The sequence below is a fragment of the Bacillus sp. JJ1503 genome (assembly GCF_036965125.1).
Lineage (GTDB): Bacteria > Bacillota > Bacilli > Bacillales > Cytobacillaceae > Cytobacillus.
Map to the genome: position 1 here is coordinate 1 of NZ_JBALOZ010000229.1, position 17,690 is coordinate 17,690.

General features: G+C 38.5%; 12 protein-coding genes. 3 read left to right on the top strand and 9 right to left on the bottom strand.

What is annotated here, in order from left to right; all coding sequences use genetic code 11:
* Nucleotides 1–318 precede the first annotated feature (318 nt).
* From V7149_RS17120 to V7149_RS17140, 5 genes are all read right to left on the bottom strand, one after another.
* Entirely contained in the window at nucleotides 319–1,662 is a 1,344-nt protein-coding gene (locus V7149_RS17120; protein ID WP_335346817.1) for a sodium/glutamate symporter, read from the bottom strand.
* Between the two features lie 90 nt (nucleotides 1,663–1,752).
* Entirely contained in the window at nucleotides 1,753–3,207 is a 1,455-nt protein-coding gene (locus tag V7149_RS17125; protein ID WP_335346818.1) for a M24 family metallopeptidase, read from the bottom strand.
* Nucleotides 3,208–3,652: 445 nt separating this feature from the next.
* On the bottom strand, nucleotides 3,653–4,516 hold the full coding sequence (locus tag V7149_RS17130; protein WP_335346819.1) for a LysR family transcriptional regulator: 864 nt from the start codon (nucleotides 4,514–4,516) through the stop codon (nucleotides 3,653–3,655).
* 459 nt (nucleotides 4,517–4,975) lie between these two features.
* Nucleotides 4,976–6,127 (bottom strand): M14 family zinc carboxypeptidase, encoded by a 1,152-nt coding sequence (locus V7149_RS17135; RefSeq protein WP_335346820.1) that lies wholly within the window; start codon nucleotides 6,125–6,127, stop codon nucleotides 4,976–4,978.
* Between the two features lie 356 nt (nucleotides 6,128–6,483).
* Entirely contained in the window at nucleotides 6,484–8,523 is a 2,040-nt protein-coding gene (locus tag V7149_RS17140; protein ID WP_335346828.1) for a sigma-54 interaction domain-containing protein, read from the bottom strand.
* Between the two features lie 178 nt (nucleotides 8,524–8,701).
* Here V7149_RS17140 and V7149_RS17145 point away from each other — a divergent pair, with 178 nt between their 5' ends.
* Genes V7149_RS17145 through V7149_RS17155 form a run of 3 tightly spaced genes read left to right on the top strand, consistent with a single transcriptional unit; the run spans nucleotide 8,702 to nucleotide 12,665 of the window.
* On the top strand, nucleotides 8,702–10,123 hold the full coding sequence (locus V7149_RS17145) for a YfcC family protein (RefSeq protein ID WP_335346821.1): 1,422 nt from the start codon (nucleotides 8,702–8,704) through the stop codon (nucleotides 10,121–10,123).
* 39 nt (nucleotides 10,124–10,162) lie between these two features.
* Nucleotides 10,163–11,335 carry a beta-aspartyl-peptidase gene (iadA, locus tag V7149_RS17150; RefSeq protein ID WP_335346822.1) on the top strand — a complete coding sequence of 391 codons (1,173 nt, stop codon included), beginning with the start codon at nucleotides 10,163–10,165 and terminating at the stop codon, nucleotides 11,333–11,335.
* A 19-nt stretch (nucleotides 11,336–11,354) separates the two neighbouring features.
* A complete protein-coding gene (locus V7149_RS17155) occupies nucleotides 11,355–12,665 on the top strand; it encodes a cyanophycinase (protein WP_335346823.1) in 1,311 nt (436 codons plus the stop codon).
* A 266-nt stretch (nucleotides 12,666–12,931) separates the two neighbouring features.
* Here the strand turns inward: V7149_RS17155 and gerQ are convergent, their stop codons facing one another.
* The 4 genes from gerQ to V7149_RS17175 form a co-directional block, all read right to left on the bottom strand.
* On the bottom strand, nucleotides 12,932–13,393 hold the full coding sequence (gerQ, locus tag V7149_RS17160; protein ID WP_335346824.1) for a spore coat protein GerQ: 462 nt from the start codon (nucleotides 13,391–13,393) through the stop codon (nucleotides 12,932–12,934).
* Nucleotides 13,394–13,414: 21 nt separating this feature from the next.
* Nucleotides 13,415–13,891: a cell wall hydrolase gene (locus V7149_RS17165; RefSeq protein ID WP_335346825.1), complete on the bottom strand. Its 477-nt coding sequence runs from the start codon at nucleotides 13,889–13,891 to the stop codon at nucleotides 13,415–13,417.
* A 498-nt stretch (nucleotides 13,892–14,389) separates the two neighbouring features.
* Nucleotides 14,390–16,090 (bottom strand): TRAP transporter substrate-binding protein, encoded by a 1,701-nt coding sequence (locus V7149_RS17170; RefSeq protein WP_335346826.1) that lies wholly within the window; start codon nucleotides 16,088–16,090, stop codon nucleotides 14,390–14,392.
* A 318-nt stretch (nucleotides 16,091–16,408) separates the two neighbouring features.
* Nucleotides 16,409–17,434: a serine hydrolase domain-containing protein gene (locus V7149_RS17175; RefSeq protein ID WP_335346827.1), complete on the bottom strand. Its 1,026-nt coding sequence runs from the start codon at nucleotides 17,432–17,434 to the stop codon at nucleotides 16,409–16,411.
* Nucleotides 17,435–17,690: the final 256 nt, after the last annotated feature.

The following is a 17,690-nucleotide window of genomic DNA, read 5'->3' on the forward strand; positions in this document are numbered from 1 at the left end:
GAAGGATAGTATTGTTGTTCCCTGCTTAAAACACTATTTATTTAAAGTATGATATTTGATAAGAGTAACTTGGGATAATATTTGAGGTATTTGAAATAACCAGCAACTATAAAATAATATGCCTGACCCCCAATGTATTATTAGATTAACTCACTGGGGGTAGGCACCTGGAATTATTAGAGTTTTTTTTATGAGCTTCTGATTAAAACTAAAGAACCCAAAACAGCTTTCCCGATTCCTGGTTCTTCTTTGTCGAAGTGCCCCGACATGACACAGATAGGTTGTGTTCGGATTCGCTTTTATTAATTCAGTCCTAGGTTAAGAAATTTTTCTTGCCTTAGTCTTGCCCGCACCCTTCTTCTTCCTGAAGAGAATATAGGCTAACACTAATGGAACAATCATTAAAGCGGTTCCAATAATATAAACAGGAACTACCGTACCTATGAGTATCAGGGACGCAGCCAAAGGTAGGAGAAGTTTATTCCAGAAAAAGACGGCATTATAGACACCTAGCGCCTCGTAAATGCTGGATTCATTTTTAGGATCAACGACACGAACGAGAGAAAGTCCCTGAGGGTTGGAACCAGTTGCCATCCCATAGTTCATCAATGACTTTTCGAACCATTCTGGATTATTAATTTTCTTATACCAGAAATGGGTAAAAATGAATGTAACAGCACATATAATAAGAGTTAAGATTAATAGAGGGACTAAAAATTCGCTAATTATACTTAACTGAATAGAAGCACAAGCTGTTAAAATAATGATTTCTAGAGAAAAATTACTTATTTCATTAATGGTCGGCTTATCAACATACCCATCAAATTTCACCTTTTTCATGATTGGCCACAAAATAAGTGAACCGACAATTCCGTATATCATAGTTGGGATATTACCAAGGAATGGGATTACGGAAGAAATACCTGTTAAAATTAGCTCACCAAATTTAAAACTGACAGCAAGAATACCTAGCTGGAAAGCGATTGAAGTTACGTTGCTCGGACTAACAGTCAGTCTACCTATCGGTTTACGGTCGTTTTCAGGTAGAGTACCGCGGAAGAAGCTCTTATCTTTATTCTTAATATCCTTAGTAAAAGCACCCCATCCACGACGAACACCATAGTTAGCTGCAATGATACCTGGTATTATAGCTAGAAGTACACCTAATGTAGCCATAACCATCCCGATACTTTGAGCACCAAGCTCTCCAGTGGGATCAATAACACTTGAAACAATAGGAACACTTCCATGTGAGCCGAATAATGCTGCAACACCCATTAAGCCCCAACCTTCAGGTAGATTCGGCCAGAAACCGATGAGTAGAGCCCCGATAAGAACACCAAAAACTAATTGGAATCCATACATGATCATGTTACCAAAAGCAAAATCCATATGTTGGATAACCTTCTTACCTGTAACGGTAATGCCTAGAGGCACACAGGTCATTAAAATATACATTGCATAAATAGGAATAGATGAAAATGATTCAGGAATTGTAATCCAACCTAGCACCTGTTGCCCCAGAATCAGCCCTAAAAATCCAGCGATTACACTAGACGGAATCAGAAACTTTTGAAAAAAAGGAACAATTTCACGGATAGCAACTCCCGCAATCAAAAGCAAACCGAATACCATCAAAGTATTAAATACTTCTTCAATCATAAACAACCACCCTTTACAATGAATTGAATTTCAAAAATATTAGTATTATTCTAGGTACGTACGGTTTAATGCTTTTTTCGTATAATGCAACTACTTCATAAATTTGTTTGAATATATTGCCGCGGGTTCTGCCAAACTGGATGCAGACATACTAGGCTTTATTCGAATCGTTTCAAGTGGGGTATGACAATTAAGGTTCTCGAATCCATCCTCTGTGACTAGATAGCAATTCCCAATATTAGCACCCGACGTCATTGGATCAAGCCATTGAGCATGCAACACAAAGATCATTCCAGGCTCAATAATATCCGTATTGTGAGAGGTGATGTTGAATTTGGGATTACCTGACATGCCCACAGAATGTCCTAAATTTGGGTTATGAGGACCAGCTACTGGCGGATAAACGTGCTGAAGTTTCCTTCCATAACTTTCATAATCCTTATTTTGAACATACTGTAATGGAATTTCTCTAGCCGATAAATCATCAAGTGGGGCCCAGTTATAGGGCATCGTAGCTGTTGTATCGTCTTTGAGGTATCCGTGCTCAAGGTACACTGAAAATGCAGCTTTATGGAGATCACAAAAAGGTACACCAGGACGGATTATACTCTCTGCTCGACGCACAGCCTCAGTACATACCTCAAGAGTTTCCTCTTGTTTTGAAGTGATATCACCAACTGCGATCATCCTAGAAGCCTGAGCCGTGTAGCCATGATATGGCAAAGCAGACATATACATGTTGATGAGATCACCAGAAGCCACCTTATGTCCATATGGTTTTCCACAGTGGGTACCAAACCTATTAACCCCTATTTGATAACCATCCCCGCTTTCACCGCCACGAGCCATCTGTGCAAACGTGAAAGCCGCATAAATTTCAAAATCCGTTACCCCAGGCTTAGTTACATGACACGCAGCCTGGAATCCAATGTCCATTAGCTGGGCAGAAGCCCGAATCAGATCCTGTTCGTTTTTCGACCGGATTGTCTGCATATCTATAATAATCTGAGTTTCATCCACAATTTTTAACTTTGGCAGTTTTATTCTAATCCCTTCCCAATACTGAGTGGACGAATGATCTCCAATCACCCCAACGCTTGCCGAGCTATAGCCTAAATCTGTTAAAATCTTTGATATAGCTTCAACCAGTTGAACTTCAGACGTACTAGAACGCCCTGAGAATTCCTGACCGAGTGCTCCAACTTGCCAGAGTTTCTCAATACCTACTGGTTCACCTGGTGGTGGAAGAATCACAGATTGGGTAAAGAAGGAGACCAAGTGAAGTCCTTCATTACTGTCCGTGGGAATGATTAGCACACCCTCACGTGCCCAATCACACGCATATCTTAAATACATATTTGTAGTCTTAAAAGACTTAGCGCCGTCTGCATGAATAAGAAGAACGTCGTATCCTCGATCTGCTGCTGATTGGCGCATACGCTCAATTCTGCCATGAAATTCTTCCGGTGGTATCGCCTTCGGTGGGACAAATTCAAAATCAGGCTCAAAATCTATTAACAACTTTTCGTAATTTATGGATGACATTATCCGTGACAACTCCTTCATTTATTAAATAAAGCTTTTTTCATTGGCCATCTCCTGAAGTAGCATGTCGACTATGATCATGATCGACATAACAAGTAACATAGTTAATAACAAAGCAACAACAGGCACAGTAAAACTTTTGTTAGAATAATTTTCTTTAAACTATTTATCCCTACTAGATAAATAAGTAAAAATGAATAGAGTTAAATCTTATACTTTAGCCACCTTTCCTAAATCTCTCAAGATTAATAAGTCGTAATTTTCAGTAAATTATCCAAAGGGTTAACCCTGTTTTAATAAATAAATGAAGTTCTTCATGGGTTAATTATAGTTCGTACTTAGATACAAAAAAACAATCCGTTTTGAATAGATAATGATACCTGTTTTGAATACCTAAAATTAGGCACAAAAAAGAACCAAACAAGTCAAGTCTCATTTGGTTCCTTTATTCCAGGTCTAACTTTTTAATAAAGTTGACAAAAGCGCGCACAGTATTCAATTCAAGAGTTTCATTTTTATAGTACATCCATGTTTGTCTTAAAATCCGCTTTCCCTGTTTATCTTTGATGTCTATTTTATTCACATGTTCATCGTTATCTAATATTCGTCTTGGTACGATTGCATACCCCAAGCCATTGATGATCATTTCCCTGCATGTATCTACATTATCTACTTTTATCCCAATAAGAGGTGGCTCGGAATAGTTCTCTATCCACCAGTTGTCCAGTATTGTTTTAAAACTGTGTTCCGTGTGATAATCTATTCGTGGCAGTTTAGGGAGATTTTTCAAGTTAATGTTGCCAACAGACGCTAGACATATGGGCTCTTCAAATAATAAATGGCTTTGATCAGTCCAGTTAAAATTTCCACGAACAAATCCAACATGTACTTCCCGATTATAAACCAAATCATAAATTTCCCGGGAGTATCCGGTGATTACTTGAAACTCCACATTTGGATTTTTCTCTTTAAACATTTTCAAAATCCCTGGAAGCTTTTGTTTCGTAGAGTAATTAGATAAACCTATTCTTAAAGTCCCAGCAACTTGAGTATCCATATTTTGAACTTTCTCTTTGATTCTACGAAGGTTATAAAGGACATAATCTGCTGACTTTGCCAAAAATTCCCCTTGAGGAGTAAACTGAACACCCCTCCTTCCCCCTTTCACAATGGTAACACCGAATTCTATTTCCATTTTACGAAGTCGTTTCGTTATGGAAGGTTGAGAAGTGAATAATTCCTGAGCTGTTCTTGTAATATTTTTATGTTTATAAAGTACCTGCAGTATTAGCCAATCATGGTCCTCCATTGCTCTAATCCCCTAAAGTATGTCATTAATAAATAAAACTATAACATAACGAATCTAGCGCGCAAGACAGAAAGAAGCATCTTGTGAAAAGGGAAGTACTTAAAAACGTTTCCTAAATAATAGAAAAAGGTATAATTTCTCCTCATATTTTTGGAGAATTATATTTTTTTTGCTGTAAAACGGTGCCTGTCGCCCAGTGTTTTATAGCATTACTGAGGCGGGGCTATCACTTATCTCTGGTACTTTATTTTGCTACTATTTTAATGTTTGAAATAAATGAGGTTCTAAAAATCATGATGAGAAATTGTAATAAATAAAAAAGGAATCAAGCCGGAAGCTTAACTCCCTAAAATTGGCGCCTGATCCCCACTACTGTGATATTTTACTTATTATAACTAAAGAACTAAACAAACAACAAAGCCCCATACAGGATCACTCCTTGCGGGGCTCAGTTTTTTATTAATAACTCACCGGAACAATCCCAGAATCCGTTTGATACCCAGCCAGCGGGTAAGCTGGAATCTCTTCTTCCCAACGATCTGGATTAACCTTTTGTACTTCACCTGTGGCTAAGCCGTAAAGTAAGGCTTTTAATCCAAGATAATTTTGTTTGATTAAATGCCCGTTTGATTTTTGTCCTAGATTTCCATCTCTTGTATTGCCTTTCGTTTCAAAGAAGATGGCTGGGTTGCTGTGATTAGTCGGATTGATATTGTCGTAGTTTAAGCCCATCATCATAGCAGAAACAACTCCGCCTTTGATGTCAATCTCGTATCTCTTATCACCACTGCCGGTTTGGTAACGATCAATATGCATATACCCGTAATTTTTTAATGCATCGTATACATAGACGTTCATTTGGCGTGTAAGGTCATTGTATAAGCCGTCTTTAATACCTGGTAAAGTTGGTCCATTTGGTGCTAATGAAACTCCAAGAGACATGGATGTTGATTCATTTGTTCCGTAAACTGTTTTAAATCCTTGATGGTGAAGATCCACAGCGAAATCTGGTTTCACATCTGCCCAGTATTTGTAGAAGACAAGTGATTCTTTTGCTTGAAACCCGTTATCTGCCCAATCACGATTTAAATCAATCGTCATAGCACGACCTCTGTTGTCTACTCTAGGTTGTCCATTTTCATCATGAAGTGCAGTTGTTCGTGTGTTCATGATGCTTCCATCCGGATTATACATAGGGATTGCATAAATAGTTGTTTCTTTTAAGATCTTTTCAATATCTTTGGATCCGCTACTTCCAAAAGTTTTTAATAATTCTAATACTGCATCAGTAGTTAATTTTTCATCTCCGTGAATTTGAGCTTGTACCCAAATTTTAATTGGGCCTGTACCCACTTTAGCTGCGTAGAAGCTTCGGTTCTGCTCACTCTTTCCGTATTCATCTAACGTGAATACTTCTACTTTCCCTTTACTCGTGTGTTCGATTTTCTTCAGTTCTTTAATCATGTCATCGTATGTAATCATACTGTCCATACTCGTGTTTCCATTTGTCGATGGACCACCAGGAACGGTGTCAGCTGCATTTGCTTGAGATGTTAACAGAGCTGACACAAAGAACATTACTACGACAAAAGACATCCATAATTTTTTCAACACAAACCCTCCCAAACTATCATTATTTTCAATTACAATACCAGTATATTTGAAAGAATATTTAAATAAAATGGTTATTTTGGATTATTCTGACTAATTAAAGGTAGGGATTTTGTCTGTTTTATTGAATGGTAAAGCAGGAGGAAAGGATTACCGCACTAACAAATGGCGCCTGCCCCCAGCGTATTTAAGTATCACAATTTTATTACCGAGCACTGCTTAGCAGGATAACTTCCTATTAAACTAAAATCGGTTGAAGTGACAAAATACCTCTTGTCGCCTCAACCGCTTTTTCTCGTGTCGGATTAATAAATAAAGAAAGCCTAAAGGAGCAGTATTAAGTTTATCGGCTGTTGTTATGTTGCATGTAATTCAAGCTGGTGTAAATACTCTACCCCGATCGTGGTAATTTTAGTGCCGGATCTTCCCCTGCCTTTCGTAATGAAGTCTTTGGTTTCGAGGTAATCCAATCGTCTGCGAACTTGCTGCGGCGATAAAAAAGAACCGGTTTCCTCGCTAACCATTGAAATATGCTGTCGACTTGCCGGCTTACCGTTATCATTACAGTGTTTAATCGTTTCGAGGATAAACTTATATTCATATATTTCTAATAAATTGTTAGGAATTGGATAGCTCGTTACTATCTCTTGCTTCCTATTTTTTTGAATGCGGTTGTAAGGAATGTCTTTCAGTTCAATCTTATTTCCATCACAGATGGTGAGCATATAGTCAATCGTGCTTTTTAATTCACGGATATTACCTAACCATTCGTGTTTTTGCAGCTGTTCTGGGAGATTTTCTTCAACCTTGACCCATTTTCCGCTTTTCGTAATAAAATGTTTGACCAATAACGGGATATCCGTTTTTCGATTTCGAAGCGGTGGAACAGAAAGCGTAAGAACGTTCAAGCGGTAAAATAAATCAGAACGAAATGAGCCTTCTTCCGATTTTAGTTGAATGTCCTTATTTGTGGCCGCGATGACCCGGACATTTATGGGAATGACTTTTCTCCCGCCGATTCGCCGCAATTCTTTCTCCTGAAGGACCCGTAATAAATGGGATTGAACGGCGAGACTAATATCGCCTATTTCATCTAAAAAAATTGTTCCATTATCCGCTAATTCGAACAACCCTTTTTTTCCGCCTTTTTGCGCACCAGTAAAAGCCCCTTCCTCGTAGCCAAACAATTCGCTTTCAAGTAAATTTTCGGTTAAAGCACTACAATTGATGGCGATAAATGGTCCGTTTTTTCGCATTGAATGAAGATGGATCGAGTGAGCGAATAATTCTTTTCCCGTCCCTGTTTCCCCTTGAATTAAAATCGGATGCTCGGAGAGGGCCAGCTTTTTGGCAATTAGTTTCGTTTCTTTGAGGAGCGGGTGGTCCCCAACGATGTCATCGAAGTTGTATTTGGCGTAAAATCCTTTGTTTTTCAATTCCCTCTGCGCCATTTTTTCAACTTCAAACGCTTGATGAATACTTTTAAAAGTCGCCACGATTGTATTTTCCGTTTCCATTTGATGACGGAAAATGACAAGATCCACACCGTAAATCGTAAAAAATTTACTTTCTTCATTACCATGTAAGATAAAGTCGATAAGATCTTGTTGGACGATCACTTCCTCCAATTGCTTATTGATGGCGTCATCAACAGGAAGATGAAACAAGGCCCCTAAGCGCCGATTAAAAACGGTGACCCGATGCTGTTTATTAATCGCAATAATGCCGTCATCGACAGTGTTGACCACGTTTTGAATATGCTGTTTCATTTGTTTTGCATTTTGTTCCGCGTATGATAGCTCCCGTTGCAAATCAATGATGTTACGAATATATCTTTCTGAAATCAATGACGAGATTTTTTCGCCTAAACAAAAGTATTCTACTACTTTTAAAATGGTTGCCATATCAAACAGCCGAACTCCAATATCAATGACTTTATTAATAGAGGGCGGACAAAGATGGGTTTCGCCGGGAGATATAGCGATATCGATATTTTTATAAAAAATTTGGTCCTTCTTGTATGGGATGAACCGTAAATGATCAATACCTAGCTGATAAAGCGATTCGATCACTTCAATCGTTGCGGAATCATCATCATTGACAACGAGAACATCAGAATTTACCGGGATTTTTAACAGCTGGTCAATGAATCGGTGATGGATTGTCCGTTTTCCAACCATCATTTCTTTGCCATTAATCTGACACACCTCATGCGATTCTAGCCTTGTCACCTCTGATGAGAACAAAAAGAAATCATCGGCCAGTTGAGTGGGTAGCCCTTCATCAGTGGAGTAAATTTCAATTTGGACGTAATCTCCCAATAACTGTTGCAGCTGTTCATGCAAAACTTGTTTTGTCTGTCTGCTGCCTGCAATTAAGGTAAGTGATTGTTTGATAGTAGAACCCTCCCTTTGCGTGATTTTGGTTCTTTCATTCTACCAGAAAGACCCAAAAAGAACCAATATAAAGCCTTTATTAATTAAATTTTCAGAACTCACACAACCCTCGAGTTGGCACAATAATTGCATATAAATTAAGTGTCATTCATTAAAATTCTAAAAAGGAGATGGGTTAATGAGTCAATTAAGCAAGAACGTGGAACCGGAAACCGCGCCTAAAAAGAAGCCGGTGCAAATCAATGCCTTTGCGTTATTATTCGGAGTAGTTGTCGTGGCGATGATTTTAACGTGGGTTTTGCCAGCCGGGGAGTACAACCGAGTAGAGGTAGATGGCAGAACCGTCGTTGAGCCAGGTTCATTTCAATGGACGGAATCTTCACCAGTAAATCCTTTCGATATGGTGAAAGCCATTCATAAAGGAATGGTGGAAGCCGGCGGTATTATTTTCTTTGTTTTAATCATTGGGGGATTTTTTGGTGTATTCAAGGCGACTGGAACCATTGATGTCTTAATTGCCACAATGGCGAAAAAACTAGCGAAACGGGAAAAGCTGTTAATCCCAATAATGATGCTGTTTTTTGCTGCTGGAGGATCATTAATGGGGATGGCCGAGGAGGGGCTAGCTTATATACCTTTATTAATTCCGCTTGCCATCGCCCTTGGTTTTGACACGATCACAGGGATGGCCATTGTACTCCTTGGTGCAGCTGCTGGTTTTACAACGGCTGTTATGAATCCATTTACAGTGGGAATTGCTCAAGGAATTGCAGAACTTCCATTATTCTCAGGGATTGGATTACGCTTAATCTTGTTTGTTATTGTTTACCTTGTTTCTGTGATTTTTGTTTATCGTTATGCAATGAAGGTAAAACGAAACCCTGAATTAGGTTTTTACGGCAATTACGACAAAACAGCTGCCGACGAGCTGCTGAAATCAAATGTGCAATTGACAACAAAACATAAATTAATTCTTGGGGCATTTCTATCAGCCTATGTCGTTCTAGCTTACGGAGTAATCAAATATGAGTGGTACCTTTCTGAGATTGCGGCTTTATTTATTATTTTAACGATCGTTATTGGCATCATTGGCAGACTTTCTGTTGATAATCTTGTGAAAAACTTTATGAGCGGTTCCGCTGCTTTAATAACCGGTGCATTAATTATCGGGGTATCACGGGCGACGTTAGTTGTCTTAAACCAAGGGAATATCGTCGATCCGATGCTGTATGGTATATCGGAAGCGATTAGTCATGTTCCAGGAACGATCAGTGTTATGGGTATGTATAGTTTCCAAACGGTGATTCACTTTATTTTAGCATCTGGAAGTGGACATGCGATGTTAACAATGCCTATTATGACACCGCTCGCTGATTTACTTGATATTACAAGACAGACTGCTGTTCTATCCTTCTCATTTGCTGATGGAATCGGAAATATTATTTTCCCAACTGCCGGTACTTTAATGGCTGGGTTGGCGATCGCTGGGATTCCATGGACGAAATGGGCAAAGTGGGTTTTACCGTTAGTGATTATCCAATTTGTAATTGGCTTAATTGCAGTTGTTGTCGCACATCTAATCAATTATGGTCCGTTTTAAAAAGAGCACATCTAGAGTGTAACGTAGGAGGGGAATATAGTGCTTACTTTAATTAAAAATGGGGAAGTGTATGCACCTTATTATTTAGGCAAGAAGGATATATTGCTAGTTGATAGTAAAATCGGTTATGTAAGAGAGCTCATTGAACAACCTGATAATTTTGTTCCTATTACGGTTATTGATGCTTCAGACAAAATCGTTGTCCCTGGATTTATCGATGCCCATGTTCATATCATTGGGGGCGGGGGCGAAGGTGGTTTCAAAACCCGGACGCCGGAGTTGATGTTAACTGATTTAACCACTGCAGGCATAACGACGGTCGTCGGCCTTCTTGGTACGGATGGGACGACGAGACGAATGGAAAGCCTACTTGCGAAAGCGAACGGCTTAGAAGAAGAAGGCGTGACATGCTTTATTCATTCAGGTTCGTATCAGTTGCCAGTAAGAACGATCACGAACAAAATCGAGGAAGATCTCATTTTTATTGACAAAATTATCGGGATTGGCGAAATTGCCATTGCCGATCATCGGTCATCGGAACCAACGACTGATGAAATTGCAAGAATTGCCTCTGCAGCCCGAAATGGCGGGATTCTAGCGGGTAAGGCCGGCCTTGTTGAAATTCATCTCGGCGATGGGGCAGATAAGCTTTCTTTGCTCGAGGAAGTCATTGAAAAGACGAATATTCCTATTTCCCACTTTCACCCAACGCATATTAACCGGAATGAAGAATTATTCTTGGCTGGGATTGAGTATGCCAAAAACGGTGGTTACGTTGATTTTACTACGAGTTCCGTTCCGCAGTTTTTTGAAGAAGGAGAAGTGAAGTGTAGCGAAGGGTTGAAGCGGATGCTTGATGCCGGTGTGCCGCTAGAGAATATTACTTTTTCGTCTGATGGCCAAGGCAGCCTGCCTACTTTTAACGAAAATGGAGAATTAATTGGTCTTCAAGTTGGAAAAGTTTCCTCATTATATATGGAGACAAGAGATGCCGTCATCAATGATGGAATTTCATTAGAAACGGCCCTGCAGGTTATTACATTAAACCCTGCGAATGTGCTTAAGCTTTCGAACAAGGGTCGCATTGAAGAAGGAACAGATGCTGACATTGTTTTACTAGATAAAGAGACTCTCGACATTGACACTGTCATCGCCAAAGGGAAAGTGATGGTCGAAAATAAAGTGCCGATTGTAAAAGGTACATTTGAATAAAAAATTGGAGGGATTAAGGTTGAGGAAATTATCCATTATTTGCGTTCTTGTGTTAACAGTGTTTGCCTTAACGATATCATCATTTAATGTAGAAGCAGCTGAGAATAATAAAAATGTAACTAAGAATGCTGGTTCGCTCGTCATTGTTGGTGGTGCCCTGGATTCAGATAATGAGGCGGTTTACAAGAAATACTTAACTTTAGCCCAACAATATAAAGGGAAGTCTCTAGATGATATTGAGATTGCGATTATTCCTGCTTCTAGCGCTGAACCGATTGGAAGTGCTAATGCATATAAAGAGGATTTCATTCACTACGGTGTTTCCGCAGCAAATATTTACACGGCACCCATCGCAGTAATCGATGATCCTTCGACAAAGGACGTGGATGAATCTACGTGGAAGGATAACGGAAATAGTCCCGAAATAGCGAAAAAAATAGAAGAAGCTGACGCGATTTGGTTTGTGGGCGGTGATCAATTACGACATGTTAAAACGTTAATGACATCAGATGGAGAAGATACTGTCGTATTACAAGCCATTCGAAAAATATATGAAAACGGCGCGGTTCTTGGCGGTTCAAGTGCAGGTGCTGCGATTATGAGCAATCCGATGATTGCGAATGGAACGAGCGTCAGCGCCTTAACGGAAGGAGTTCATCTTCTTAAACACTCTGATCAAGAGGTAGATAACGATCAACTGTATCTAACTACCGGTTTCGGATTTTTTCCACATGGAATCGTTGACCAGCATTTTCTAGAGCGCGGTCGTTTTGGACGTTTGCTCGTGGCAACCCAATATAATAAAACACGTTATGGCTTTGGAATTGATGAAAATTCCGCCATGGTATACCATGGCGCGGATGACAGTATTGAAGTCGTTGGTGAGAGCGGTTTATTAATCGTTGATTTACAGGAGGCGACAAAGCCTAAGGGTAAGCGCTTTGCTATGAACAATGTAACGATGCACTACTTGGAAAAAGGCGACCGGTTCAACGTATCTGCTGGTACGTTCGAGCTTAATAAAATGCACGAAACGACAAAAGGGATCGAATACTATAGCAAAAATCCAATGGCGACCGATATCTTCGGTGCGCAGGTATTAAAAAAAGTGCTAACTGAAGATCTCATCGATAACGAAGCCCAAAAAGCAGAGGCCATTTGGTTTGACATGGAAGACGACAAAAAAGGTATTGGCTTCAAATTTACCTTTAGAAAAACAAACAAAACGGAAGGGTTCTGGGGCAGAATTGACAAAGTCGGATCATACGCCGCATTAAACGTTAAAATGGACGTTGAACCAATTACAATCAAAATCCAAATAGATAAATAAAATACCAATGCAACAGAGACTCTAATCTATACATGGGTTAGAGTCTTTTATTTTGAAAACATACTAAGAGATTCTCTGACTCTCTTCCTCTTAAATCCAAGCATACAGACCGAATTTATCATCTGTATAATCTTTAATTGTGCTAATTGTACCAGCGAAAAAGTTCACTTCAATTTATTCCTAAATTTACAATCTATCTGTGTTAGCACTAAAAACCCGCTCATTTTCCAAAAAGAAAGTAAGCGGGTTTTTAGCTTTCTACAAACTCAGTCTGTTGTCGTCAGGGACGCCTGGACTTCTGGAGTGATTGTCGGGGAAGGATAATTAATTCTTTCCCCGAATTCCACCCAGTCGAGATTGGCCATCATCAGCAGGTAGCGCTTACCGCTTTTCGGGTCGCTGATGATTAGGTGGTCACGACCAGCCGTTTCTACACGTCCATGGTAAACCATCGCATTCCATTGGTTGTTACCTTGGTAAGTAAAGTAGAATGTACCAATCTTACCTTTGTTGAAGCGTAAAATATTTTCGATAAATGATTCTTCCATCGCACCTCCGAGAAGTTGCTGTGCAGTACCTAATGGGACCGTTGGTACAGAATATGAGGGTCCAGCTGGCATAGCCGTCGGGAAGCCAACAGATTGTGTGCCACTGCTACGCATCATAGAATCTGGATAATAACCAGGATAATAACTCACTGGATAATAACTAGAGTTTCCACATGTCATGAAGATCAGCTCCTTTTTAATTTATCTATAAAACTCTTCACAGTAGCCTGGTACAGCCACATAGAAGCAATGATTCCTGTAGGCATGATCGAACGTCGTATTGGGGGATCTTGGCATCGTGGCGGTACAAGGAGCTCGGAATTTTTTCCCCGGACTGGGGTTAAAAAACCACAAATTCATTCTAGACCGAGGTTCCCTATAACCATGCAACAAATTCCTAGCCCTTTGGAGGTCAGCATCTTTGGGACGTTGTGTATACAATGTTCCATTTAAGACTGGCTCGAAATGAGGAATTCCAGTCCCAGGTATAGTTTGATAAATCGCATGTCTGATGTTGCGCAACCCTTTGAAGTCAGGAGCACAGTCAGCTTCGACTCGATTGGACACAACCGTTCCTACCATGCTCATCCCTTTGGGTCCTTCACCGATCCCTTCCGCCAGCATAAGCCTAGCTAACTGCTCCACATCATTTGAAGTATGTCTTATTCGTCTACCCATTTTCTCCCTCCTCCGGCTTATACAAGTAACTTATTACCTGAAGCTGGTTTTGGTAACTTGCCTATCAGCCCAAATACTTGCTTTCATCCGCTTTTCAAACTACAAATACAAAAGCAGCCGCTCAAAATATAAAAATATTTATAAATACATAGATGATGAATCCTATTTCCTACAGTTTTCTTCCTTAATGACTTATTCTAAAAAATTAATCTTAGAGCCAATAGCACTCTTACTGAAATATAAACCATAAGAGACTAGCTACGTTGGCTGTACTTAACTCTTAATATTTCAATCCTCACCCTGGCAACGTAGAAATTGGGAACCGTTTTATATTTACAAAAACTAAAGCCTTTCCAAATGGAAAGGCTTATCTCACTGTTACATCTCGTATTATTCTTTTCTTACAGGCAGTGAACAGCACTCCACATGTATAGAGTGTATAAGGTGCTTGCGTTTACCATACCCAAATTCCAAAAAAACAGAGATTTTCCCTCTGGCTTAACTAATCTGTTTTAATTCCTTAATCGTTTTTAACAAATTCACTGTTTCAATATCCTTTGCTAACATTTGCTGGATAGGCTCCACAATTTGTTTAAACGGCTGAGCATCAATTTGGAATATTTCTGCTCCATCTTGTAAAGCAATTTCCTTGTACACTGCTTCCTGATCATATAATGCTTGTCTTTCCTCTTCAACAGCTACTTTAACTGCTTCCATAAGAACTTTTTTCTGTTGTCTTGATAAAGCCGCATATTTCTTACCATTCATTAACAAAAAGCGTGTTGTATAATCGTGACCTGTCTCCGTGATATATTTTCCATTATCCGTTTTATGATGGTTCTGTTCAACAAAGTAAGGATATGCATTCTCTGCAAAGTCAATCGTTTTTTGTTGGAGTCCTTGGTAGATTTCACCCCAAACCATAGAGGTCGTAATGGCACCGATTTTTGTTAAATAGTCCGCCGCAACACCTGTTGTTTGTGTTCGTACGGTCATTCCTTTTAAATCATCTAATCCAACAATAGGTTTCTTTCCATAGTAATGTCTTACACCTGCTGACAAGTAACCTAAGACGTGTAAACGATTATTTGACTTTCTTTTAATTAGAGAAGAAATGTACCGTCCAACTTTCCCATCAACCGCTCTCTCCCAATGCTCGTAGCTGTCAAAAAGATAAGGTAAAGTCAAGAGATCAAGTTCATTAATCCCTGTCCTTGATACCACATTTGGGGAAACCACAATGACATCAATGGCTCCTTTTTGAAGCTTGGTCAATAATTCAACCTCATTTGTTCCTAGTGTTCCAGGATGAATTTCAACTTGAAGTGCATCATTTGATGCTGTCTCGACTACTTCTTTAAATTTCTGCATCCCTAAATGAAAAGGATTTTCAAGAGAGGTTTGATTATGCGCAACCGTAATCTTAAATTTTTCTCTCTTAAATGGACCGACTTTCTGGAGGAATTTCCTATAAAGGTTTCTTTTCTTTTGTTGATGACTAAGCATGGGATTATGCTTCCAAAGATTCGTATCTTTTGTGATCTTTGTAAAGTAATCTCCCATTGATTTTTGATATTCATCAAAAAATTCGATGGAACGGCTTATTTTAAGGCAAGCCTGTGCATACTTTACTTTAAATTCTTCCTTATACATATCAAGACCATTACGTTCGATATACCGATCTTTATCAAGAATAAAATCATTAAAATGATCGATTTCCTCTAAATAATGGATCACCTCAACATAGACATGACCGTCTAATCTTGCTGCCATTGGTAAAAGTTTAAGGCTATAAGTATTTTTTAACTCCTTAAGAGTTTCAGAGTTTATCCCTACTGCTTCAGAGTGTTCAATAACCGGACCAATCATAGATTTAAATTCAGAAAGGAATTTTTCACTTTCAATTTTCACATTATTAATGGCTTCAATTTTTTGAGGAAAGGATTGAATAAATTCACTTTCTAGGCTTTTGTCAAACGCCTTCTTATATGAATTATCAGAATGCCTTATCGTTAAAGACACCCCAACAAGAGTTAAAATTCCTCCTAAAATTGAACCAAAATAGGCTAACGTATCTGGTTCAGCAATCTCTAGATTTAGCGCCCTAATAAATGTCATCGGAATGATTGGAAAAACAATTAAGATAATGATTACTAGAAGGTTAGTAGGCCGCAAGAGTTCTGTCAATTTCTTTATCATGGTAATCCTCGACTTTCAATAAATTTCAATGATTAGTATACTATGTCTATTTTCGGTTGAAAATCTGTTTACATATTTTTAACATTAGGTTTAAATCTATTAAACCACCTTTTTAAGTAATGAATGCTAGAGTTACACGAGTAGATACTCGGTCCAATAAAAAAGCAGAAAACCCATATTGGTCTTCTGTGGCTTAATTATGTAACCATTACTAATCAATTTTTTTTGAAATTCTCTATTATTTAGCCCAATTCAAAAAGAACGCCCTTCTTATTCAAGGTAGGCGCCCTAATTGTGGAATATAGAACAACATCAACTCTATGTTTTATACATCTTGATGACATCCATCATCATCTTTGCTGCAATTCTATGCCCATAAAACTGATTAACGGTTCCTGTAAAGTAAAGATCAGTCTTTGGATGGTAAAACGAAAAAGCACCTGTTTGGCCCCAATGTCCAATTAAACCCTCCTTAAATTGTTTAAAAGATATGGGCTGATTTGCAATCCCAACACCATAAAAAAATAATCCTGGACCAAAAAGAATCTTCCAATTTCTTAGCTCATTGAAATATTCTTTAGGAAAAAAGTGACCATTTATAAATGCCTTTAAAAAAATCATAGATTCTCTCGCTGTCGAAACAATGCCTCCCTCTGGTCCTATGGAAGACATGTATAAAGGCAAATGCAGTTCCTTATCTTTAAAATAGAAAGGTGCTGGCTTTACATCGTTCAGTTCTTCAAAAAGGTATGTTGCCTCTAATGTTAGTTCATCAAAAATAACCTCCTTGAATACTGTATGAATATCTTTTTCCGTAATTACTTCAATGATTTTCCCTAAAAGCTGATAATTGGTATCAGAATAATGAGCCCTTTTTCCAGGAACAAATTTCGTTTTTTTCTGTTTTGCACTTGCTATGGTTTTTTCAAAGCCCCAGCTTTGATCGTTTCCTGCTGTTAATTCGGCAATCACATCACCAGTAAAGTAATCAGGAATTCCCGATGTATTAGACATTAAATGTTGAATTGTTATTTCGTTGGAGTAATCTATACCGTTAAGCATGTGAAGTTCGTGTAGGATATCATTAGGTAAATATTTGGAGATTTTATCATGAAGTTGGAGGTTATTTTCTGATCTTAGTTTCAGCAAGACAGCCGTTACATATAATTTTGTTACGCTCGCGATGAAATAGGGCCGATTTGTAGTTAGATTTCCAGCAGCACTGATTAGGGATAACGAGTCATCTCCCTTTTCAACACATAATACAGCACCGAAAATATGTTTCTTGGATACAGCAGTTAATACTAATTCATCAATAAAGGTTTGATTAATTGTTTTTAACAATGGAATCCCCCAATCCTTATATTAGCTATATAATGGCTTTCAATTACCCTTATTTCTTCATTATTCGTGTGAAAGATAAATAATTCCCGATTTTGATTTTCTGCATTGACATGCGCCTCCGATTCATATTAATAATTTTAGATATATTATATCATTTTTACATGTAAAGTAGCTCCTGCTCTATTTGTATAAAAAGCATTACCGTTTCCGAAATTAGATAATCAAGAACTCGATACTACATCAACAAAATATATAC

Coding starts and splice junctions, on each gene's coding strand:
- gerQ (WP_335346824.1), bottom strand. CDS start 13,393: ATGACATGTGGAAACTCTAGTTATTATCCAGTGAGTTATTATCCTGGT.
- V7149_RS17130 (WP_335346819.1), bottom strand. CDS start 4,516: ATGGAGGACCATGATTGGCTAATACTGCAGGTACTTTATAAACATAAA.
- V7149_RS17170 (WP_335346826.1), bottom strand. CDS start 16,090: ATGATAAAGAAATTGACAGAACTCTTGCGGCCTACTAACCTTCTAGTA.
- V7149_RS17145 (WP_335346821.1), top strand. CDS start 8,702: ATGAGTCAATTAAGCAAGAACGTGGAACCGGAAACCGCGCCTAAAAAG.
- V7149_RS17120 (WP_335346817.1), bottom strand. CDS start 1,662: ATGATTGAAGAAGTATTTAATACTTTGATGGTATTCGGTTTGCTTTTG.
- V7149_RS17125 (WP_335346818.1), bottom strand. CDS start 3,207: ATGTCATCCATAAATTACGAAAAGTTGTTAATAGATTTTGAGCCTGAT.
- V7149_RS17165 (WP_335346825.1), bottom strand. CDS start 13,891: ATGGGTAGACGAATAAGACATACTTCAAATGATGTGGAGCAGTTAGCT.